The 20913-nt window shown below is 56.7% G+C and carries 20 protein-coding genes; 10 read left to right on the plus strand and 10 right to left on the minus strand.

Annotation, left to right across the window (positions count from 1 at the left end; all coding sequences use genetic code 11):
- The first annotated feature begins 23 nt into the window (after window positions 1–23).
- From C7H08_RS13780 to C7H08_RS13795, 4 genes are all read left to right on the plus strand, one after another.
- Window positions 24–584 carry a CPBP family intramembrane glutamic endopeptidase gene (locus tag C7H08_RS13780; protein ID WP_106672853.1) on the plus strand — a complete coding sequence of 187 codons (561 nt, stop codon included), beginning with the start codon at window positions 24–26 and terminating at the stop codon, window positions 582–584.
- Between the two features lie 32 nt (window positions 585–616).
- Complete coding sequence (locus C7H08_RS13785) at window positions 617–1222, plus strand: LysE/ArgO family amino acid transporter (protein WP_106672810.1); 606 nt, start codon at window positions 617–619, stop codon at window positions 1220–1222.
- A gap of 95 nt (window positions 1223–1317) precedes the next feature.
- The gene (locus C7H08_RS13790) at window positions 1318–1800 is read left to right on the plus strand and encodes a DUF4442 domain-containing protein (protein WP_106672811.1); all 483 of its coding nucleotides are present in this window, start codon (window positions 1318–1320) and stop codon (window positions 1798–1800) included.
- 88 nt (window positions 1801–1888) lie between these two features.
- Window positions 1889–4174 (plus strand): putative bifunctional diguanylate cyclase/phosphodiesterase, encoded by a 2286-nt coding sequence (locus C7H08_RS13795; protein WP_106672812.1) that lies wholly within the window; start codon window positions 1889–1891, stop codon window positions 4172–4174.
- 178 nt (window positions 4175–4352) lie between these two features.
- On the opposite strand, the gene C7H08_RS13800 is transcribed toward C7H08_RS13795, so the two are convergent.
- Window positions 4353–5423 carry an alpha/beta hydrolase gene (locus C7H08_RS13800; protein ID WP_106672813.1) on the minus strand — a complete coding sequence of 357 codons (1071 nt, stop codon included), beginning with the start codon at window positions 5421–5423 and terminating at the stop codon, window positions 4353–4355.
- Between the two features lie 85 nt (window positions 5424–5508).
- On the opposite strand from C7H08_RS13800, the gene C7H08_RS13805 reads away from it, so the two are divergent.
- From C7H08_RS13805 to C7H08_RS13815, 3 genes are all read left to right on the plus strand, one after another.
- Window positions 5509–5823: a putative signal transducing protein gene (locus C7H08_RS13805; RefSeq protein WP_106672814.1), complete on the plus strand. Its 315-nt coding sequence runs from the start codon at window positions 5509–5511 to the stop codon at window positions 5821–5823.
- Between the two features lie 90 nt (window positions 5824–5913).
- Window positions 5914–6906, plus strand: a complete 993-nt coding sequence (locus C7H08_RS13810) for a CobW family GTP-binding protein (protein WP_106672854.1) — start codon at window positions 5914–5916, stop codon at window positions 6904–6906.
- Between the two features lie 9 nt (window positions 6907–6915).
- Window positions 6916–7575: a DUF2238 domain-containing protein gene (locus C7H08_RS13815; protein WP_106672815.1), complete on the plus strand. Its 660-nt coding sequence runs from the start codon at window positions 6916–6918 to the stop codon at window positions 7573–7575.
- Between the two features lie 33 nt (window positions 7576–7608).
- On the opposite strand, the gene C7H08_RS13820 is transcribed toward C7H08_RS13815, so the two are convergent.
- The 3 genes from C7H08_RS13820 to C7H08_RS13830 form a co-directional block, all read right to left on the minus strand.
- The gene (locus C7H08_RS13820) at window positions 7609–8451 is read right to left on the minus strand and encodes a DUF6160 family protein (RefSeq protein WP_106672816.1); all 843 of its coding nucleotides are present in this window, start codon (window positions 8449–8451) and stop codon (window positions 7609–7611) included.
- 94 nt (window positions 8452–8545) lie between these two features.
- Window positions 8546–10360: a choice-of-anchor D domain-containing protein gene (locus C7H08_RS13825; protein WP_106672817.1), complete on the minus strand. Its 1815-nt coding sequence runs from the start codon at window positions 10358–10360 to the stop codon at window positions 8546–8548.
- Window positions 10361–10608: 248 nt separating this feature from the next.
- Window positions 10609–11631 carry an AraC family transcriptional regulator gene (locus C7H08_RS13830; protein WP_106672818.1) on the minus strand — a complete coding sequence of 341 codons (1023 nt, stop codon included), beginning with the start codon at window positions 11629–11631 and terminating at the stop codon, window positions 10609–10611.
- A gap of 189 nt (window positions 11632–11820) precedes the next feature.
- Here C7H08_RS13830 and C7H08_RS13835 point away from each other — a divergent pair, with 189 nt between their 5' ends.
- Window positions 11821–12477, plus strand: a complete 657-nt coding sequence (locus C7H08_RS13835) for a class I SAM-dependent methyltransferase (protein WP_227663398.1) — start codon at window positions 11821–11823, stop codon at window positions 12475–12477.
- 2 nt (window positions 12478–12479) lie between these two features.
- Here C7H08_RS13835 and C7H08_RS13840 read toward each other — a convergent pair whose 3' ends face one another.
- The 6 genes from C7H08_RS13840 to C7H08_RS13865 all read right to left on the minus strand — a co-directional run bounded on the left by C7H08_RS13840 (window position 12480) and on the right by C7H08_RS13865 (window position 17781).
- The gene (locus C7H08_RS13840; protein ID WP_373284946.1) at window positions 12480–13424 is read right to left on the minus strand and encodes a PA2778 family cysteine peptidase; all 945 of its coding nucleotides are present in this window, start codon (window positions 13422–13424) and stop codon (window positions 12480–12482) included.
- A gap of 65 nt (window positions 13425–13489) precedes the next feature.
- Window positions 13490–13891 carry a PA2779 family protein gene (locus tag C7H08_RS13845; RefSeq protein WP_106672819.1) on the minus strand — a complete coding sequence of 134 codons (402 nt, stop codon included), beginning with the start codon at window positions 13889–13891 and terminating at the stop codon, window positions 13490–13492.
- A gap of 91 nt (window positions 13892–13982) precedes the next feature.
- Entirely contained in the window at window positions 13983–15428 is a 1446-nt protein-coding gene (locus C7H08_RS13850) for a phospholipase D family protein (protein WP_106672820.1), read from the minus strand.
- A gap of 99 nt (window positions 15429–15527) precedes the next feature.
- The gene (locus tag C7H08_RS13855; protein WP_106672821.1) at window positions 15528–16253 is read right to left on the minus strand and encodes a YebC/PmpR family DNA-binding transcriptional regulator; all 726 of its coding nucleotides are present in this window, start codon (window positions 16251–16253) and stop codon (window positions 15528–15530) included.
- 121 nt (window positions 16254–16374) lie between these two features.
- Window positions 16375–17175 carry an oxygen-binding di-iron domain-containing protein gene (locus C7H08_RS13860; protein WP_106672822.1) on the minus strand — a complete coding sequence of 267 codons (801 nt, stop codon included), beginning with the start codon at window positions 17173–17175 and terminating at the stop codon, window positions 16375–16377.
- Between the two features lie 177 nt (window positions 17176–17352).
- Window positions 17353–17781, minus strand: a complete 429-nt coding sequence (locus C7H08_RS13865) for an SRPBCC family protein (protein ID WP_106672823.1) — start codon at window positions 17779–17781, stop codon at window positions 17353–17355.
- Between the two features lie 169 nt (window positions 17782–17950).
- Between C7H08_RS13865 and C7H08_RS13870 the strand changes: the two genes are divergently transcribed.
- Window positions 17951–20086: a type VI secretion system Vgr family protein gene (locus C7H08_RS13870; protein ID WP_106672824.1), complete on the plus strand. Its 2136-nt coding sequence runs from the start codon at window positions 17951–17953 to the stop codon at window positions 20084–20086.
- The gene (locus tag C7H08_RS13875) at window positions 20079–20912 is read left to right on the plus strand and encodes a DUF4123 domain-containing protein (protein ID WP_165793969.1); all 834 of its coding nucleotides are present in this window, start codon (window positions 20079–20081) and stop codon (window positions 20910–20912) included. Before C7H08_RS13870 ends, C7H08_RS13875 begins: the two co-directional genes overlap by 8 nt.
- The last annotated feature ends 1 nt before the right edge of the window (window position 20913 follow it).

The following is a 20913-nucleotide window of genomic DNA, read 5'->3' on the forward strand; positions in this document are numbered from 1 at the left end:
TGCCTGAGCGCAAAGGTTCCTCGATGTCCGCATCGGCCGCCCTGTTGTTTCAGGGCGGCATCGGTGTGGTGGGTCTGGCTGCCATCTGGCTGTTTGACATTCCGCTCTTGTCAGGTGGACTCGGACTGACCGAGGCGCTGTTGTTTGGCGTGCTTGGTGCCGTCGTCACCTACCTGCTGTTGTTGTTTCTGACTCAAATGTCTTGGCTGTTTCCGGACGATCTCACCAGTCAGATGCAGGGCTTGTATGACTTCGCCGCCAGCTTTCGCTGGCCCGTGCTGGTGGCGTTGTCGATGCTGGCGGGGGTGGGGGAAGAGCTACTGTTCCGGGGCGCAATCCAGGGCTGGTTGCTCCAGTACACCGGCCCCTGGACCGCGGTCTTGGCAGCTTCCGTGCTGTTCGGCCTGGTGCACTATGTGTCGTTCACCTACTTTCTGGTTGCCACCGGGCTCGGTCTGGTGCTGGGTGGTGCCTATCAGCTCAGCGGTAGCCTGGAGCTGGTGGTGGTCTGGCATGCGGTTTATGACATGCTGGCGCTCTACTGCCTGTTGAGCTATCCCCATTGGTTTGGTGTTCACCGGTGATCCGGTAGTCCACCGTGTTCTGGAATCGTGACGTGTTTGAGAGTTATCTGACAGGTTTGTTGGTGTGCGGCGGCATCATTGTTGCTATTGGAGCTCAGAACGCGTTTGTGCTGAGCCAGGCCATCCGTCGTGAGCACCACTGGTGGTCGGCAGGTGTCTGTATGACTTCCGATATCTTGCTGTTTACCCTGGGCATGTTCGGTGTAACGGCGGCGCTCCTGGCCATGCCCCAGGCGCTGGAAGTGTTGCGCTGGCTCGGTGTTGTGTTTTTGGGGTGGCTGGCGGTTCAGGCATTCGTGCGGGCTGGTCGTGGCAGGGCTGTGCTTGAGACAGGCGAGGACACCCGCCGAAGTCTGAAAGGCGTGTTGCTGACCACGCTTGCGGTGACCTTACTGAACCCCCAGGTGTATCTGGATACGCTTTTGCTGATTCCCGCTGTGGGTGCCCAACAAGCCAGTGCGTCCGGTTTTGTTGCCGGCGCAAGCAGTGCGTCGGTTCTCTGGTTTGGCGGCCTGGCCTGGCTAGGTTCTTCATTGGCTCCGGTGTTGTCTCGCCCCGGCGCCTGGCGGGTTATCGACGGTGTCATCGGTTTGATGATGCTGGCGATTGCACTGCAGTTGGCTTTTGCTGGTCTGTAATATTCAAACGACCGTATGAACCCGCATTGAATATTCTGTCCGTCTGGAACAAGATAGCCGGCTATGTACTTCTCCCGCTTTAATCAGGAATTCCTATGAACTCTACCGTTCGCCGCTGGTTTGCCAGTGCCGGTGCCATGCGCCGGGTTATGAGCACGTTTGCGCCTTACCTTGGTGCGGGTATCAAGGTTACCCAGATTGCGGATGACTTTTCATCCGCTACCGTTGAAATGCGCCAGCACTGGTACAACACTAATTACGTAGGTACGCATTTTGGTGGCTCGCTCTACAGCATGGTTGACCCCATGTACATGCTGCTGCTGATGCGCCGGCTGGGCAAGGATTACATCGTCTGGGACAAGGCCGCCAGTATCGACTTCGTGAGGCCCGGTAAGGGCCGCGTAACGGCTCGTTTCGAGCTGACTGCCGATCAACTGGACGAGATCCGCCAGGCGACGGCCGGCGGCGACAAATACCTGCCGGAATGGACCGTAGACATTGTTGACGAGTCCGGTACGGTGGTCGCACGGGTGAACAAGATTTTATACGTGCGCAAGAAGCCACCGGTAACAGGCTGACCAGTTCGCCTGTTTCAGATTTATGCCTATACTCACGTCAGAGTAGATGGATTAAAGATAACAACAATTACTCACTGGCGGAGTTATTTTGACTCTCTTCAAACGCAATTTATGGACGCTGTTCTGTGTGGTTGTGGCGGTTGGCGTGCTTGTTCTGTCGTATATCCTCACCAGCATGTGGCGGGCGACGCTGAGCAAACAGGAATCGCACCACCAGGCAAGGGTTCAACTCATCAGCCAATCGGTTACCAATGTGCTGCGCACCCAGGAGTTAATTCTGGACGTGGCGGCGGCTGAGCTTGTTCGCTCAGACCTGATCAACTCTACCCGTGAAGTGCTGCCCCTTCTAGACAGCATCATGGAAGCCAGTCCTGCGTTGGCCGGTTTCGGAATGGCACTGCCGGATGGCCAGCTGGTCAAGGTTACCTCCACTGTCGATATCAGTTTGATGCCCAATCTTCTGGAGCAGGAAACCTCCCGCGAGGGTTTCCGTCGGGCTATGGAGTCAGACCGACTGATTGTGGGTCGCACCTATTTTTTGCCTGCGGTGAACGCCTGGATCATTCCTGCCCGAAAAGCGGTGAGGAATGACAAGGGAGAAGTGATTGCCGTGATGTCTGCCGGCATTCGTGCCGATGGCGAAAAGGGCGTATTCGGGAGCAAACTTCACGCCGGGCCAGATGATGCTGTCATGATTTTTCGGGAATATGATGGCTACATGCAGTTTATGTCCGGCGAGGGGGTCACTCCGGAAATCTTCGCCGCTATCTACAGAACTCCCGAGCAGAGGGAGGCCGACAGGCAGAATTTGCTAAAGGCCAATAACGCCACCCTGGAAGTGTTGAAAGCCCGTCCCGTGCCAAGCATCTACTTCAACCAGCGTGGTGGTGATCGCTACATTGGGGGAGCCTGGTTCTCGCCTGAATACGAACTCTGGATTGCTTCTGAATCCAATATTCGCGCGGTATGGAGCAGCTTTCTTGAGCGTGGACTGGTTCTTCTGATGGTCTTTGTGGCTTTGTTTGTGCTCTTGTTTTATCTGGTACGACAGATTGACCGGGCAGAGGCGAGACGCCGGTCGGCATTGATGTATCAGTCAAGGCACGACGATCTCACGTCGTTGCTTAATCGCGTGGGTTTGATTGACCAGATTCAGCACCTTGTTAACGAGGGCGAGAAATTCGGTGTTGTGCTGCTGGATATTGATAATTTCAGAGGTATTAATGATCGCTTCGGTCAGGAGCAAGGCGATAAGGTACTGGCTGAGTTTGCCCGCTGCCTGCAAAAGCTGGCGAGCGATCAGCATGGTGCGTCCAGGCTGGGGGGGGATGAATTTGCCCTGATCAGCCGTATTCGAGAACCTGATAAGCTTTTGACTTACTGTAACGATTTGCTCCGGGCACTTGCCCGGGAGATGGCGTCTGGGCCGTTGAAACTGCAGCTGGGCGCCAGCCTGGGTGCGGCGGTATTTCCGGACCATGGTGATTCCTTTAATCGTATTGTCCGGAGTGCCCATTTGGCGCTGTATCAGGCCAAAAGGACCCGTAACGACGTGTGCCTCTATCGTCATGATTATGAGGCTGGTTATTTACGGCGCGTGCACATTGAGCAGCGGCTTCGGGGCGCTATCAACCAGATGCAGATAACCATGGCGTATCAACCGCAACTGGATACCCATAGCCGGGTAGTGGGAGTTGAGGCGCTTGCCCGCTGGAATGACGAGGAACTGGGGTATGTGCCACCCAATGAATTTGTCGAGGTGGCAGAATCCTGCGGATTGATTGCAGAGCTTGGGAATTACGTGTTGAGTCGCAGCCTGGCAGACTTCCGAAAGCTTCTGGATCAGGTGCGTGAGCCCTTGGATTTGTCCGTGAATATATCGGCCATGCAGTTCATGCAGGCGGGGTTTGGTTATTTGGTGCTATCGGAGCTGAAAAAGCATGGTGTGCATCCCCATTATCTGACCCTGGAGATCACTGAGACGGTGTTCATGTCTGGTTTCGATCAAGTCATTCCGATACTGGAACAGCTGCGCAATGCCGGTGTCAGTTTGTCCATGGACGATTTCGGCACCGGCTACTCATCGCTGAGCCTGCTGCGCAAACTACCGATTGATGAACTGAAGATTGACAAGAGTTTTGTGGATAACATCATCGAAGATGAATCGGCCAGGAACATGGTTGAGAGTATCATTGCCATCGGCCAGAACCATCGTATGCGACTGGTCGCCGAAGGGGTTGAAGAGCGCGCGCAGTTTTCAGCCCTGGTGGCGATGGGGTGTGGACGTTTTCAGGGTTATCTTTTCAGCCGGCCGATACCGGTGACTGAGGTGGCTTCATTGGTCAAACACTTCAATTCCGGTGTCACGACCTGAATCATTCAACGCTCAGAAGCGTAACACCAAGCCGGCACTGGCCTCGACTTGCAGATAGCCACACTACTTCGGATGCGGATTTCACAGCCGCCTGAGCAGAACACAGAGCCACCGGAATCCAGCGCGGGCAATGCTCCGACCATCAGCGCAAACATAGCCGTGGTCGCTGGCAAACGCTTCATGCGGTTTTTGCCTCAGTCTGCCCTGATTCCACCCGCGCCAGAAACTCGCCAATATCATCGAAGGCCTGCTCCGCCTCTGGCAGTAGCGGCGAGAAAATATGCCACACATGAACCATGTTCTGCCAGGTGTGCACCTCCACCGGCGACCCCTCGGACCGCGCCTTGGCGGCATAGCGTGTGGCGTTGTGCAGCAGCATTTCGGTGGTGCTGGCGTGGATCAGGGTCGGGGGCAGGTCATTCAGATGGCCCCGCAGCGGTGATGCTACCGGGTTGGTCGGGGAAATCCGGAAGGCGGCCAGGGTGCCCCACCAGAGTATCGGTAATGGAATCTTGGAAAGGCCACCAAAGACCGGGCCCAGCAGCGCATCGGTGCGGATGTTGTCCCGATTGCTGGGGGCGGTCAGGGTAAGGTCGGTGGATGGTGACAGGGCAATGGCGGCATCGGCCTGTCGCACTCCGTTGTCCCGAATCCAGGCCAGTAGTGACAGAACGTGGCTGCCACCGGCGGAATCCCCCGCCACCACCATAAACTTGGCTTTTTCCTCACCCTCCGGACCGTGGTTCAGCAGCCAGGTGTAGGCTTGCCGGCAATCACGTATGCCATCCATAAAGCGGTGTTCAGGCATCAGGCGGTAGTCGAGGGCAAAGACCGCGGCGTTGGCGACGTGAGAAAACCGATCAGTAATGGCCCGGTGGCTGCGGGGGCTGCCAGCGGCCCAGGCGCCACCGTGAATGTAAAGCACGCGTCGGCGAGTGTCGGCCCCTGGCGCGATCACCCATTCACCTTTCGGATAGTCGCAATGCCGGATGTCGGACTCAATCTCCACACCTTCACCCAGACTGTCCAGGTGGTTTCTCAGCGCCATCAGCCTCGCCTTGCCTTTCAATCCTTTGGAGGCCCGCCCCATGTCTTTGATGCGTTCCATAACCTCATCGTGAGCGGGATTGGGTGCAACCTCCCTGATTGCCCAGTCGTCATCATCAAACTGCGAGAGATCGTGAACACGGAACAACACAAAGGTGGCCACAACGATAAGAGCAACAATGGCAAGCAGAATCCAGAGCATGGGTTTTCCTTTTGGAGCCCGGTAAAAAGGGAACTATGCTGAAATTACATTCGTAGCATGATAAAGCATACAGAGGAAAGCCAACTTGCAAATAGCCTATCGGGCCCGGGACATCACCGAAGCCCATATCGTCGCCGGGATGTTGGGAGCCCACGGGATTGACGCCCACGTGGGAGGTCATTATCTGCAAGGCGCGATGGGGGAGATTGGTGCCGCCGGGTTCAGTAATGTGCATGTTGACGATGAGGACGTTTTCCGTGCGCGGGCATTGATTGATGAATACGAATCTGACCGGCCAGTGCCGGCGACAAAGCCGGCTGATCAGGACACGTCGGATCAGTATGCCCGCTGGTTTATCGTTGTGCTCATCGTTGGCTTGTGGCTGCTATGGCGATTCTGAGCTAACGGGCAATCGTTTATTGTTATGGAGTTCAAGCTGGTACTGGTGGGCCAGTATTTGTTATATTGTAACACTTTTGAGGCTCCTCCGATGCCAGACCCTGTCCGTGCCATTCCCACCAACCTGATCCTTGGTTTTCTTGGCGTTGGTAAAACCACTGCGATCCTCGATTTACTCAGGCGTAAACCGGAAGGTGAGGTCTGGGCGGTGTTGGTTAATGAATTCGGTGAGGTGGGCATTGATGGCGCGATACTCGAAACCGAAGGGGCGGTTGTCCGGGAGATTCCCGGAGGCTGTATGTGCTGTGTTGCTGGCCTGCCCATGCAGATTGGCCTGAACCAGCTGATTACCCGCGCCAAACCAGATCGGTTGCTGATAGAGCCTACTGGCCTTGGCCATCCGTCCCAGATTCTGGACACCCTGACGGGTGAACATTACCGAAGCGTACTGGCGCTGGGCCCGGTGATAACCCTGGTTGACCCTCGTAAACTGGAAGACCCCAGAGTGCTCGAGAACGTGCAGTTCCGGGATCAGGTGGCGTCTGCGGATATTCTGGTGGCAAACAAAACCGACCTTTGCACTGAGGTCCAGATTCGGGCCTTTGCTCAGTGGGCGGCATCTCTTGTGCCCGCCAAACCTCAGGTATACCACACCCGGCATGGGCAACTGGCAACTGAGTGGCTGGATGGCATCGCAACCTTGCCTGAGGTGTCTGACCCCCACGCCCATAACCATCATGATGCCCGGGCCGCTTCACTGCCACCATCAGTGGACGACATTCCCTGGCAATTGGTAACGAACCGGGGGCAGGGTCATCACAGCATCGGGTGGCGGATTCATCCGAAATTGTCATTGGATGAACATGCGGTGCTGGCGATGGCTCTGGACGACCGCTTGCTGCGATTCAAGGCAGTAATCCGCACGTTTGAGGGTTGGCGCGTGGTTAATGTGGCAGAGGGGGCGGTCTCGATCCTGCCCTGTGAGCCAAGGGCACTTTCCAGAGTTGAACTGATTGCGGCCGATGCACTTGAGGCGTCGGAAATGGACCAGCTTCTGCGCGCTGCCGCTGGGCTGACCGATTAGGAAGATAGCATGAGAATTCGTATTACCCATCAGAGAATCACGATATTCCTGCAGCTCATCCTGCTGCTGGAAGCGGTCTTGGCTATCTGGGGCCAGCGATGGTTCACGGCGTTTCTGACCAGCATGATTATCCTGATCACCTTTTTCCCGGTGCTGTTTGAGCGCCGGTTTCGTATTCATATCCCGCCGGAACTGCAGCTGGCGGCCATTGGATTCGTGTTTGCATCACTGTTTTTGGGCGAGATCCGGGATTACTACACCCGGTTCTGGTGGTGGGACATGGCGCTGCACACCATGTCGGGGTTCTTGCTCGGAATCCTTGGTTTTTTGCTGGTTCACATCATGAATGAGACGGAAAAAATCAATGTGCACATGAATCCGGGATTTGTGGCGTTTTTTGCGTTCATGTTTGCACTCGGAGTGGGCGCTTTATGGGAGATTTTCGAATTCACCATGGACAGCCTGTTCGGAATGAACATGCAGAAACCGATGCTGAACGACCCTTCCGGCCTGACCGATACCATGTGGGATTTGATCGTTGATGCGACCGGCGCGCTGATCATTTCGGTATTGGGCTGGCGTTACCTGAAAAGTGCCAACAGGACGTCGTTTCTGGAGCGCTGGATTGATTCCTTTATTGAACGCAATCCACGATTTTTCAGGAAGTGATAGAAAACCCGGCAAGTGCCGGGTTTTTTGCATTTAGTGACCGTAGATATGCATGGTGGTGTCCTGAACAACCAGGTTGTCCAGCATTACCGAGCCAATGGAAGTACCACCGACCAGCACCTGATCTATCGACATGTCTGCCGCGAAGGTGTTCAGGTCGATGGCCAGTGCGTCGCCGGTGCCACTCAGGCGGGTTGCTTTGTAAACGTCCATATCAATGGTGGCGCCCAGGGTAAGAACGTTGGCGTTTCCTGCAGTGCCGTCGAGTTTAGTGCCCATGTAATCAGCGCCTGTCATCTTCAGGCCACGAATACCGAGAGCCAGAAAGTCGACGTCGACGTTCAGTTCAGAAATACCGACCTGAGTGTTCAGGTTCAACGTGTCTGTTGCGGTGTCCACCCGGATACCAACTTTGGTGAAGGCGCCTACCATGTTGAAGTTGCTGGCCAGCACGGTTGAGTCGGTGTGGCCTTCCAGGGTCCAGTCGCCGGTGCTGATGCCAAAGTCGATCGGGGCAGCGGTGATCGGGAAGATGTTGATCAGGGCATCGCCATCGTCGGCAATATCGATGTCGATCTTGATGTTGTCGATCAGGTCACTGGTCTGGCCGAACAGGGCATCACGGAAGTCCGTGATCTCTTCGAACAGATCGGTGCGGTTGGCACCCCCAATCTTGATGTCTTTGATGGACAGCGAGCCTTCGTCGGTATAACGGAACTCGCCGATATCGATGCGGGTTTCCAATTCAATGGTGACACCGGCCTGGCCGGTGATGTTACCCATGTGAGCGTCGTCAAGGGCTTGCATGTCAGCTTGCGCGGCAAACGGCAGTCCTGCCATGGCCAGCACTAACGCAGTTTTTTTCAGGCTTTTCATTGTTTCGTTCCTTTTTGGTTTTGTTATTCCACTACTTGACCCCAACCAGCTGGTGCCGGCTGGGGTCTTTGTTGTCCGGCGAGGCCGGATTTCCTTACAGCTCCGGAGTCAACGCCAGTTCAATGGTGTTGCCGGAACCAGTCAGGAACTGGTTGAGCAGGCGGGTGAGCAGGCCGCAATTCTCAAGGGCCGGTAGGTCATAGACGCCGCTGACCGTTCCGCCAGTGGCGGGTGAGAAGTTGGTGCCGTCTACAGACGCCAGCTCAATGTTGACGGGCTCACGAGTCATACACTCGGAACCGCCACCCACTCGAAGCGGCAAACCGAAGATCTTGATCGCCACCTTGGGCACTTTCACAAACAATTGGGAGTTGGCGGTCAGCTTGCCGTTGATCAGAGTACCGGTGGTGACAGCGGCCGGCACAAATTCAACGTTGGCAGAGGCATTCAGTCGACTGAAGAACACCCTGATGGAGAAGTTACCGAAGGTCGGGTCAATCGCCAGATCTGCTTCAAATGTTCCTGCTGCCAGGTCCAGTAAGGTGGCTATGGAACCGTTCAGAGGCAGAGTACCGCCAGAGGCTTTGATGAGGGTGGAACCTTCCAGCCCCAAAAGAAGTTCAAGCTCGGAACCAGCCTGCTCAAACGCTTCGGCAGATACCGGTATGCTGATTTCCGGGCTTTCTGGATCGCTTGACCGAATCACCAGGTTGGCGTTGCTCACGCCCACCGCATTTGCGGTATAGCTCAACTCAACGGTACAGCTGGCGTTGGCCGCAACCGTTGTACAGTTGTTGGTCTGCACGAAGTCCGCAGCGCCGGTGCCTTCCAGAGCAATGCTGTCAACCAGCAAGGTTTCGTTACCGGCATTGTTGATAGTCACCTCTGCAGATGCGCTTTGGCCAAGCTGAATTCGGCCCAAGTCAACAGTCTCCGGATTGACGCCGATTTCAGGTGTCGGAGCCAGCACACCACGGCCCGTCAACGCGACATCCACGGCCGGGTTGTCGGCATCGGTAGACTCGATGGTGAGGGTGGCACTGCGTGTGCCGTCGGTGCTTGGCGCGAAGGTGACGTTCACATCACAGGATTCGCTCGGCGCCAGGGTTCCGCACTGGTTGTCCAGCAGGAAGGTATCGGCATCGGTGCCGCTGATAACGACGTTGCTGATGCCCAATGCCGCACTGCCGGTATTGACCACAGACACCGTTTCTTGAGCGTTCAGGCCGGCCTGAACGTTACCGAAGGCAACCTCTTCCCGGTTGACGCTGATGCGCGGCGTTTCAACGATCTCGCCGCCCACGGTGATGGTTTGCAGCAAATTGTTCTGGCCGGCCACCTGTACGCAGTCGGTGAGAATTTCACCAATCGGTGCTGGCGCAATGGCACCGTTGGGGGTGCGTGACGTCAGGTCCAGCGTCAGGCCGCCAACGCGGATCTCTGCCTGACCGATGTCGTCTTCGGTGAACAGCACTGCCGGCGCCATACCGGTGGCGGGTACATTAAACTCGCCACTGACATCGGGTATGAGCGTCGGGGGAATCGAGAGTTCGACAATTTGTTGCAGGGTGCGATTGGCGGTTACCACACTGTTGGTGCTGATGGCGGTGCCTTCAACGGTCTCGGAGCCAACCAGCTTCAGGCCGGTGCGGGCGTTGTCGTTGACCACAGTAATTGCGGTGACTTCGAATTGTGGCGTTGGCTCACCAACGGTTGCAACGCTAGGAATATCGGCGCTGATCTGGGCCCGAATTGGCTGAGTTCCGATCAGCGGGAACGGGCATTCGAACGCCAGTTCAATGGACACCTGCTCCGCCGATGCGTTGCTGGCTCCACCGGCCATCAAGGCTGCAGTCGCAATGGCTGGCCCGATCTTGCGAACGCTCGTATTGAGGTTCCTGAGTTTCATGAGTTCGTCCTCTGTATAACTTTCGTTGTTGTAATTGGGGTTGCAGACACCACCGATGAAGGACAGCTCAACCGGACTTGCAGGGATCCCTTTGCCACGCGCGGTTTGCGCATGAGTGCATGCTTATTTAACGGGTTAGGGTGGCCGCAGGTCATTGCTTGCCGCGGCAGCTTTTTTGTTCAAAGCGGAGAGAGGCGGGGTTGATTGCTTAAAGCGTGAACGGCATCAAATTCAACGCTGAACTGTGTTCACTTTTTCTGTCGGGCCTGTCGGCGAACATCGCCAGGCGTCATGCCCGTCCACGAGCGGTAGGCTTTGGTAAAACCGGCCTGGTCGCTGAATCCCAGCTTTTCAGAAATCGACTCGAGCGGCACGTTGGTGTCTTTCAGGTAGAGGGTGGCGAAGTTTTCCCGGATTTCATTACGCAATTCGCGAAAGGACGTGCCGGCACTGGCGAGGTGCTGTCTTAGAGTTCTCGGGCTGATGTCGAGCCGGCGTGCGATATTCTCAGTGGTACATGGCCGGCCGGGCTGGCTCATGACCAGCTCCCTGACCTGAAGGGCGGTTTCGTCGGCTTCGAGGGCATTCTGCTTGCGATCGTGACGGGTGCGAGCCACCAAAAATTCAAGGCTGACGTCATCCTGCCGAATGGGAATGCCTGTCAGAGGCATCATCACCTGACTTACCTCTGCGTTGAACTCGAACTCAGAATCCGGCGCCAGTCGTTTCCAGTCCTGCTCGGAGGTAGTGGTTGGAAAGTCGAACTGAAACGTGAAATGGCTGCACACCTGGCTGGAGACCCGGTAAATACTGCCCATGTAGATTTTGGTCAGGCATGGCAGCAGCGACCCCAGACCCCAGGTATCCACCAGTCGGATGCGGAAAGTGGAGCCAATGGAAGCCAGTTCCATATCCATCAGCGGCAAGCCGACACGCAGGTATTGCACGATCATGCTGACCAGGCGCCTCGGGTTTTCCTGGCCCAGAACCGCAAAACCCAGTAGCCCGTGGCTTGGCAGGTCAAGCTGCTGACCAAATTCGAACGCGGCTCGTTCATCGGTCATCAACCAGTCCGCTTTGCCCAGAACCGTCAGTACCTGGGTCATGGACAGGCTACCTTCCGGGTTATTGAGCATGTCTTCGGTAACGCCGGTTTTCTCAAGGATGGTGTGGCGCTTCACGCCGCGACTTTCCATAAACTGGACGAAGCGAAGGGCATAGCGGGCCGATAGAATCGGTACCTCAAGGGCAAGGTTATTCAACGTATCCATGTATCCGTCTCTGAGCCGAATATTTCCGGCGTTTCGCCATGAGTCGTTCGGTTGTTATTATTCCAGCCCTGAGCAGGCTGTTTTGAGCGCCAGTATAGGCAGCGTGCTGGTTCACCTTTCTGGCGGCGATCACAAACTGACCATATGGCCGGATATGACAATGAAACTTTCGACAGGTTGGATAAGTCCATGAGCGAGCAACGCTGCCCGGTTTGCGAGTCCGGCCGTCTGATGCCATTCCGTGTGGTGGATGGCAAAATCTATCTGCGCTGCCAGCAGTGTTCTGCAACGGTGATGGAGCCCAGCTGTCGCTTGTCTGCTGATGAAGAGCTGGCGATCTACGCGCTGCACGATAATCAGCCAGGTGATGCCGGCTATCGTCGCTTTCTGTCCAAACTGTCACACCCCTTGACGGAGAAGCTTGCCAGCGGTGCCCAGGGGCTGGATTTCGGCTGTGGCCCGGGCCCGGCCCTTGCCGCCATGCTTGAGCAGGCCGGGTTTGGCATGGCGCTTTATGATCCGTTTTTTCACCCGGACCGTTCAGTGCTGGAGCGGCGCTATGATTTCATCACCTGTACCGAAGTGGTTGAGCATTTGCATCGCCCGGCCGAGGTGTTCCGGCAGCTTGATGCACTTGTGAAACCCGGTGGCTGGCTGGCGATCATGACCTGTTTTCAGGCCGACGATGACCGGTTTAATCACTGGCATTATCGGCGAGATCCGACCCACGTGGTGTTCTATCGGGAGGAGACCTTCGCCTGGCTGGCGGACCATTATGGTTGGCGGCTGGAAATTCCGCGCAAGGATGTAGTGCTGTTGCAGAAAGCACAGAACGTTGCCGGGTAGCGCTATTGGTCGATGGTGGCCGGGCAGGCAGGTAATTCAGGGCACTCGCTAATCACCGGCCCGGCGGCATTGGTCCACTGGTGACCGGCCTGGCCAAAACGTTCCGGATCCAGCTGCGCTGCACAGGCCAGGGCGTCGCTGGCCTGTGCAGCGCAGGCGGAGGCGCTCAGGGCATAGGCCAGGTTGTTCCAGCCTTCCGGAAAGCCTGGGAAGCGGTTAACCACTCTCAGGAAATTCGAGGCCGCCGTAGCGGGTTTGCGCTGATCATAAGCCAGGTTGCCCTGGGCCATAATCGGTGCCGGTTGGTCTGGCCAGCGGTGTTCGGCGGTTTCATAGGCGCGTTGCGCCGCCACCGTGTGCCCGGTGCTTTCCAGATCGTGAGCTGCCCGCAGGAACGGCAATGTCTCGGCCGTTGCCGGCAGTTCGTCGGGGGGTAGGATAACCAGCGCCCAGCGCTCGGCCCGGTCCCAGGTGGCGTGGAACACCTTATAAGGCATTTCATAATGCTGGCGGGTGTCGGTATTCAGAATAAGGGCTTGCTCCTGACTATCGAAGCCCATCACCACCGCAAAGTGCCACTGGGGCCACCAGTTAAACCGGAGGTTCTGCATCACCAGCACGGGGTTGCCTGCGGCCACCTCAGTGAGCAGGGCCTCAATGTCGGGTTTGAGCGGGTAGGCCACCATGTTGTGGGATCGTGCAGCGGCAACCAGTTCCACCTGGAGTGAGCCTCGCCGTCCGGGCAGGTACACCAGTTCTTTCAATATCTCGGGATCGGTCGCCAGGCCCTGGGTGTTCAGCATGGTGGCCAGAGACGCCGGGCCACACTGATAGGCTTCCTGGGGATAGAAAGGGACTTCAGTCAATAGCTGCCGGTTCGGCTGAGAGAGCTCTGCGGTTTGAGCCTGATCCGGCCACTGCGGCGTGCTGGCGCAACCTGCCAGCAGGAGCAGCCCCAGAAGGGCTGCCCACGTGCTGGCCCGGCCAGTTCCTTTGGTCAGGGTCGGATGTGTCAACGAAGACACTTGACGAAGGAGAACACGTTCGTGGCGCACAGCATGTCTGTGATGATAAACACCAGCAGGAACAGGACGATAACACCAACCACACCTTCACCGGCGGGGGCTTGCGCCAGTTGTTGTTCAAAATCCGCGAGTTCAGCGGGGGTCAGCTTCTGAATGCGTTCGGCGACCTGATCTTCGCTGACACCCATTTGAGCGAGTTTGTCTTTCACTTCCTGGGTTTCCAGCATGCTCAGCAGCTGTTGCCGATCCAGATCCACCTGTTGCTGCTGGATCAACTCCCCGGTGCCAACCATACCGGCGTGTGCGGAGACAGACACGGTAGTGGCGAAGGCGAGCAAGATGGCCATAACCAAAGAAAATTGCTTGAGGTGACGTCTGATGCCGTTCATGTCTTGTTCCTTATTTGTTTATTTAGAAAAAACAATAGATTGGAATCTTTATTGATTCAACATACAAAACGTTCACGCTTGGGCCTGAGTGTCAGAAGGTCGACAGTCCGGTCGCCTCCATAATCCGGTATTGCCAGTACCTGAGTCGGGAAGGATCAGCCCAGGCTGAGTAGGGCAGGCTCAGCGTTTGGTCATCGCCCGAATCAGTGTACCAGTATTGATTGAACAGCATCGTTACTTTGCGTGCGACGGGGCTGTCGGCCGGGGTTGCCAGCCAAACGTTGGTCTCCAGATTCAGGTCGTCCAGGTTGCGGCGGGTGAAATTGGCCGAGCCAAGCAACGCTTCCTGCTGGCTATCCTGCGTGGTGTAAATGACCAGTTTGCTGTGGCACTGCTCGCCCTGGGTGTTGCACCAGCGGATCGGTATGCCTGCCTGTTGCAGTTCGTGGGCGACCGGTCGGTTGGGAATGCCGTTTTTCTCGTGACCGAAGGCGTCTTTATTGGCATCCAGTAACAGGCGAACCGTCACGCCACGACGGTGTGCAGCCAGTAGTGCCTTGATGATCGGGCGGTGTGAGAGGTAAAACATCGCCATATCCAAGGCCTCGCCGGGCTGGCTGCGCTCAATCATATCCAGCGCGGCGTCGCGGATCGCCGATTCGGTCAGCACCTTCACGGTGCCGGTGGCATCATCGCCAACGGCGGGGCTTTCGGCAATTGTCGTTAACCAGCGGTCCAGAGTGGCGGTACTGGCGCCAGACATGCGCACAACCGCCTGTTCACTGCTGACCACATCAAGCACGGCCGGCCCGCTGAAAGCCAGGCCAATGTTGCTGTGCCGGCTGCTGCCGTCGTGGGGATTGGCAGAGGTAATAACGGCTCTGAACCTTTGCCCTTCATCGGTCACCAACAGTTTGCGGTGGTTCGCCTTGAAGTTGGGCAGTGCCAGATAGCTGCGAATCGTCGCCGGCTCGGTACCCAGAGCATTCGGCAGCCAGCCACCATCGGCATTGTTGTCAAACCACTGGCAGCACAAGCGCCAGAACGAAGACCAAACCGGGTTGCTGTCACGAAGCGGTTCCAGACGGGTGACTACCACCTCGATGCCGGCGCTGGAAAGCGCCTCGAAAGCCGGCGAGCGAGTGCCGCCGTAAAAGGTGTTCAGAGGATCTGAAATCACCACAATGTCGATGTCGGGCCGGGCGGCTTTGCGCTCCAATAGCGCCTGGGTGAGCTGATCCGCCAGCGGCCGGAGGCCGTTGTCTTCAGACCCGGTACTGTTGAACAGGAACATGTCGACCAGGATGAAGGTTTGCGCCCGGGAAATCAGCCGGAAGATTTCATCAAAGATCTCGTGATCCAGCACGGTTGTGCCATCGCTTGAGTGACGTGTGACGTCCGCCAGCAAATCGGGAGCGACCAAGGGCGCGACGTCGCCCTGGTGCCGGATACCCGCGGGCAGCGGCTTGAAAGCATGCCACAGACCAATACCGGTCAGTATCAGGAGCAAGACAAAGGCAAGTAACTTCATGGTCATGACCGATTCGTTCCATCGAGCGGGGTAGAAATGTCGGTTTGGCGGCCGTAGAGGATCCCGGGCAGCGTGATATCCGATTCCGCTGCCCGTGACTGGTCGTTACTCCTGCGGGAGCTCAGCGTTGTGGAACACGTTCTGCACGTCATCCAGGTCGTTTAGCATGTCGAGAAATTTCTCGAACATCGGGATGTCGTCACCTTCCACCACGGTGGTGGTTTTCGGCAGGAACTGGATCTCGTCGACCTCGAACTCGATACCTTCGAACGCCGCTTCCAGTGCCTGTTTGGCTTTAGCATACTCGGTGTTTGGTGCAAAAACGGTGACGTTGCCGTCTTCGGTTTCGATATCGGTGACATCTACGTCGGCTTCCATCAACGCTTCCAGAACCGCTTCTTCATCGTGGCCGGAGAAGGCAAAAATGGCGCAGTGGTCGAACATGTGGGCGACGACGCCGGGGGTGCCGATCTTGCACTTGGTTTTGGTAAAGGCCAGGCGGACATCACCAAAGGTGCGGTTCGGGTTGTCGGTCAGGCAGTCAACGATGACCATGCAGTTGCCGGGTCCGTAGCCTTCGTAGCGGGCTGGGGAGTAATCCTCACCGGCGCCACCTTTGGCTTTGTCGATGGCTTTGTCGATTACGTGGCCGGGCACCTGGTCTTTCTTGGCGCGCTCAATCAGGCCGCGAAGGGTCAGGTTGGCTTGCGGGTCTCCACCACCAGATTTGGCGGCCATGTAGATTTCCCGGCCGTACTTGCTGTAGACCTTGGTTTTCGCCGCGGCCGTCTTGGCCATGGACTCTTTACGGTTCTGGTAGGCTCTGCCCATCTGTGGTGCCTCTCGGGTTTTCGGTAAAAGCACGGATTTTACTGAACCTGAGGGAATAGCGACAGGGTTGTTTGCAGATAAAGCGCAGGGAGGTTTCCGCGTCCTTGCGAAAACCGGGGTATCAGACGTATTCCACAGGTTGACGGTAGTTGTCCTGGGAGACCAGATCGATCCCGCAATCCATGTCGCTGACCCAGTTCAGGAACTGGTCAATCATCACCGGGCCTTCAAAGCGCTTGCCATGCTGCGGCACGATCATTGCCACATCCATGCCCCGAACCATGTTGGCCCAGAGGCGGCACACCTTTTTGGAAGCAATATAGCGCCGGTGAAAGCCGATCATATTGGGAATATGCTTGTCGAAATCCTGTACCGGCTTGTGATCATCCTCGCCACCCATGGAGGCGCCAAGGTCGCCGGAGAACAGAATCTTCGAGACCGGATCATAGAACTGCAGGTTGCCAACGGAATGCATGAAGTGAGCGGGCAAACACTGCAGGTAGCTGTCACCGAATCGTACGTTGGCGCCGCCGTCCGGAATACTGACGATGCGGTCGTAAACACTGCCGCTGAGCTGATTGGTGACGTAGCTGGACACCAGGTGCGGCAAAAACCGCGCCCACAGTTTCGAGGTCACGATTTTGGCGCGGGTGTGCACAATCCAGCGATCGATGGCACCGATGATGTCCGGGTCCTGGTGAGACGCAAAGACATAATCCATATCACGGATGTTCATGTATCTTGACGCGGCAACCGAGAGCGGGGTGTAGGTGAGGTCTCCACCCGGGTCAATCAAGGCTTCGTGTTTGCCATCGACAACAAGAAACTGATTAGACTGAACGCCTTCGCCAGTCACCAGAGAATCGAACATCAGGCACTTGTGGTGTCCGTTGTCGAAAAGAACAATCGGTTCGGCCGCCATTTCGGTCTCCCGCAGAAGAGTGGGTATTCGGCATCAGGAAGTCTGATGGCCGGATATTGCAAGCTGCGCGGGAGAGTACAGAATTGACAAATATGAAGTGTTGCCTCAGGTCAATTATCTGATATCCATCAAGTAACGGTTTGTTGCCTGGATACCAGAAGGTCCGCGCTTGGGTGACTAGGCCAGCTTGGGCACACGACGAATGCCACGGCGCAGGCCTTGTTCAAGAGCGGCGCTGACCACTTTGCCAGAGTAGGGCACGATGTCTTCAAAGCTGATGGTGTAGTGCAACCGGGTTTGCCCGTCTGCCGTGTCTGTAAAACGAATGCGACCGATGTGGTTTCTGATCGGGCTCATACTGGTGATGGCGTATTCAATCAGCGAGTCCGGCTCAAAGCCGAGTACCGTCTCTTCAAGTGAGAGCGGGCCAATACCGATTTTGCGAACCGAGCCAATGCCGTTGGGGTCTGCCTGGTCGCTGTCTTTGATGCGTTTGACCGGTGCGCCGATCATTTTTCCGAAACGATGGTGATCTGCAAACAGGGCGAAGACCTTTCTGCGGGGAACGTCAAAAGTTTCATTTATTTCAATATGGTACATGGCCATGGTCACACTCTTGTTGGGCATTGTTGACATAAGAGTACCCGTTCACGAAGTTCAACAAAAGTCGTAGATGTGGGCAGATGTGAGGTTGGCCTTACCGGCCACACTGGTTATAATCCGCCCGGCTCAGGACGAGTCAGCTATATACCACCAATCTTCAGGGACCGAAGTCATGCCCCAGGCAAGCGGATTGCAGTTTACCGCCCGTGTAGGCGAATTCCCCTCAGATCACTTCTCGGTTGCCGGCTTTGCGCTGACCGAAAGCCTCTCCCAGTTGTTTCAGGGCCGTGTGCATCTGGCCAGTACCGACGCCGATGTGGCCGCTGCTGACGTTCTGGAGCAATCGGTGGACCTGGTGGTGTGGCAAGATGGCCAGCCGGTACGGCGTTTCACCGGCGTGGTCAACGAGTTCGTCCGGGGCAACACCGGCCATCGCCGCACCGCCTATGAAGTGGTCATTCAGCCCCCGACCTGGCGCCTGGGCCTGATGCACAACAGCCGCATCTTCCAGACCCAGAGTACCGACGCCATCGTGCGCACCCTGCTGGAAGAGCGGGGCATCATTGATACCGTGTTCGATTTCAAGCGCCCCCCTGAAGAACGCGAATACTGCGTCCAGCACCGGGAATCCGATCTTCAATTTATCGAACGCCTGGCCGCCGAAGAAGGCTGGCATTACCGTTACCAGCACGGCAGCGTGGACGGTGAAGAACAACCGGCGTTAATCATCGCTGACCACCACGGCGATGCTCCTAAGCTGGACCCGGTCCCCTGCAACACCCAGGCCGGCGGCAGTACCAAGCAGGCCTGTGTGTTCAGCTTCGCCTACGAAGAGCGTATCAAAGCCGCCTCCGTGGCCATGAAGGACTACACCTTCAAAAACCCCGCTTACGCCCTGATGCACGAACAAAGCGCCGGCAGCCCCAATCACCGGGAAGACTACCAACACTACGATTACCCCGGCCGCTACAAAGCCGACGCCAGTGGCCAGCCGTTCACCCAGGCCAGACTGGACGCCCTCAGAAACGACGCCAGCCTGGCCAAAGGTGAAAGCAACCGCCCCGACTTCACCCCCGGCGCCAAAGTCGAGCTGCAGGACCACGACAGCCAGAGCCTGAACCGGGAATGGCTGCTGACCGCCATCACCCACACCGGCAAGCAGCCTCAGGCGATGCAGGAAGAAGGTGGCAGCCAGCCCACCAGCTACCACAACGACTTCACCGCCATCCCCGCCGATAAAACCTGGCGCCCGCTGTGCGAACACAAACCGATGATGGACGGCCCCCAGATGGCCATCGTCACCGGCCCCGAGGGTGAAGAGATCCACTGCGACCAGTACGGAAGAGTCAAAGTAAGATTCCCCTGGGACCGCTACTCGAAAAACGACGAACACAGCAGTGCCTGGTTGCGCGTCGCCCAGGGCTGGGCTGGCGGCCAATACGGCTTTATGGCCCTGCCCAGAATCGGCAACGAAGTGATTGTGTCCTTCCTGGACGGCGACCCGGACCAGCCGATCATCACCGGTCGCACCTACCACGCCACCAACACACCGCCGTACGCGCTGCCAGAACACAAAACAAGAACCACCCTGAAAACCAAAACCCACAAGGGTGAGGGCAGCAACGAGCTGCGCTTTGAAGACGAAGCCGACCAGGAGCAGATCTACGTCCACGCCCAGAAAGACCTGGACCTGTTGACCGAAAACAACCGCACCGAAGTCATCAAGAATGACAGCCACCTGACGGTGGAAAACAACCGCTTCAGCCACACCAAAGGCAACAGCCACCACACCACCGAAGGCGAACACCGGGAAAGCATCGGCTCCGACTACAGCCTCACCGTCAACGGCAGCCACCACAGCAAGCAGGGCAAGAACCAGCTGGTGGAAGCCGGCACCGAGATTCACCACAAAGCCGGTATGAAAATTGTGATTGAGGCCGGGGCTGAGGTGACGCTGAAGGCCGGTGGCAGCTTTGTGAAGGTGGACCCCAGCGGGGTGACGATTTCCGGGCCGCTGGTGCGGATGAATTCCGGGGGTGGGCCTGGGAGTGGGAGTGGGGTTGGGGTGGTTAATCCGGAGTTACCTTCAGCGCTTTCCGAGATGGCGCCAGAGCGCAGTGATCCGGATACACTGGCTTCGTCTGAAACACGTTCGTCAGTAGGCTCTGGGCAGTGGCCGGTAGAGGGGTTAACCGGGGTAGTTCCTCCCGCCTCCGCTTTTGAAAAGGCAAGTGATAAAGGGGTTCTTTTAGTAAGCGGTTGTGCTCTTGGCGATGATGGTAAATGTAAGGTTCACGATCATGGCTGAGCAAGCGGTAACAGGCATTATCCAGGAACTTCCATCCAGAATTCCCTTTGTGATCCTGGATCTGGCCTTTCACCCATCGGTGTTGGAGTGGATCTATGAGGAGATCGAAGCCCGGTACCCTGGGAGTTGGAGGCCGTTATTGTTGGGAACGGATTATCAAGAGCGTTGGCAAGTGGGGCCAGCCCTGGTTGATCTGCGCTATGTGCCCGGTGCTCGTGACGATCTGATTAGCAAATATAAAGAGACCTTGCCGGGGATCTTTCTGACGCACCCGGCAGAGAGTTTGGATGAGGTGGCTGCTTGGCTCCAGCAGTTCCTATTGATTTCGCGTGGGACGCAACAGAGTTTGCTGCGGTTCTATGATCCTCGGGTATTCGGTTCGTTTCTGTCGGTGCTTGATCCGCAACAATATGGGCATTTTATTCCGCCAGGCGTCACTTGGTATTGGCAGAGCGGTGTGGAATGGTACAGGGCATCGTCAGGCTCCGAGGTGGATGGGCAGGAGAGGCCTAACGCATTCACGTGGCATTTTCGAGACTCGCAGATCAATGAGTTCACCGCTGAGCGACGCCGTGCGTTTGTCGATGCGCTTACCGATAACTATGGAAAGTTCACTCCCTCTGAGCGCCCACAGAAGTATGTCGACGATGTCGTGACATTGGCTGAGGCTCTGGGGATGGATTCCAAAGCCGATATTGAGAAAGTTCTCCGGCTCCTGATTCAGAAAAAGAGTCAGCCAGCGGACCCCTTTTATTCATCGCTTGTTGAAAGAGCGGACCTAACCGCTTACCAGCAACTAGAAGCTATCGAAGACGGAAAGAGCTGAT

Source organism: Marinobacter halophilus, assembly GCF_003007685.1.
Taxonomy (GTDB): domain Bacteria; phylum Pseudomonadota; class Gammaproteobacteria; order Pseudomonadales; family Oleiphilaceae; genus Marinobacter; species Marinobacter halophilus.

Excerpts from the sequence above, each read along its gene's own strand:
- C7H08_RS13820 (WP_106672816.1), bottom strand. The coding sequence starts at position 8,451 with ATGAAAAGCCTGAAAAAAACTGCGTTAGTGCTGGCCATGGCAGGACTG.
- C7H08_RS13825 (WP_106672817.1), bottom strand. The coding sequence starts at position 10,360 with ATGAAACTCAGGAACCTCAATACGAGCGTTCGCAAGATCGGGCCAGCC.
- C7H08_RS13855 (WP_106672821.1), bottom strand. The coding sequence starts at position 16,253 with ATGGGCAGAGCCTACCAGAACCGTAAAGAGTCCATGGCCAAGACGGCC.
- C7H08_RS13835 (WP_227663398.1), top strand. The coding sequence starts at position 11,821 with ATGAGCGAGCAACGCTGCCCGGTTTGCGAGTCCGGCCGTCTGATGCCA.
- C7H08_RS13860 (WP_106672822.1), bottom strand. The coding sequence starts at position 17,175 with ATGGCGGCCGAACCGATTGTTCTTTTCGACAACGGACACCACAAGTGC.
- C7H08_RS13790 (WP_106672811.1), top strand. The coding sequence starts at position 1,318 with ATGAACTCTACCGTTCGCCGCTGGTTTGCCAGTGCCGGTGCCATGCGC.
- C7H08_RS13865 (WP_106672823.1), bottom strand. The coding sequence starts at position 17,781 with ATGGCCATGTACCATATTGAAATAAATGAAACTTTTGACGTTCCCCGC.
- C7H08_RS13830 (WP_106672818.1), bottom strand. The coding sequence starts at position 11,631 with ATGGATACGTTGAATAACCTTGCCCTTGAGGTACCGATTCTATCGGCC.
- C7H08_RS13875 (WP_165793969.1), top strand. The coding sequence starts at position 20,079 with ATGGCTGAGCAAGCGGTAACAGGCATTATCCAGGAACTTCCATCCAGA.
- C7H08_RS13780 (WP_106672853.1), top strand. The coding sequence starts at position 24 with ATGTCCGCATCGGCCGCCCTGTTGTTTCAGGGCGGCATCGGTGTGGTG.
- C7H08_RS13800 (WP_106672813.1), bottom strand. The coding sequence starts at position 5,423 with ATGCTCTGGATTCTGCTTGCCATTGTTGCTCTTATCGTTGTGGCCACC.
- C7H08_RS13870 (WP_106672824.1), top strand. The coding sequence starts at position 17,951 with ATGCCCCAGGCAAGCGGATTGCAGTTTACCGCCCGTGTAGGCGAATTC.
- C7H08_RS13850 (WP_106672820.1), bottom strand. The coding sequence starts at position 15,428 with ATGACCATGAAGTTACTTGCCTTTGTCTTGCTCCTGATACTGACCGGT.
- C7H08_RS13810 (WP_106672854.1), top strand. The coding sequence starts at position 5,914 with ATGCCAGACCCTGTCCGTGCCATTCCCACCAACCTGATCCTTGGTTTT.
- C7H08_RS13845 (WP_106672819.1), bottom strand. The coding sequence starts at position 13,891 with ATGAACGGCATCAGACGTCACCTCAAGCAATTTTCTTTGGTTATGGCC.
- C7H08_RS13815 (WP_106672815.1), top strand. The coding sequence starts at position 6,916 with ATGAGAATTCGTATTACCCATCAGAGAATCACGATATTCCTGCAGCTC.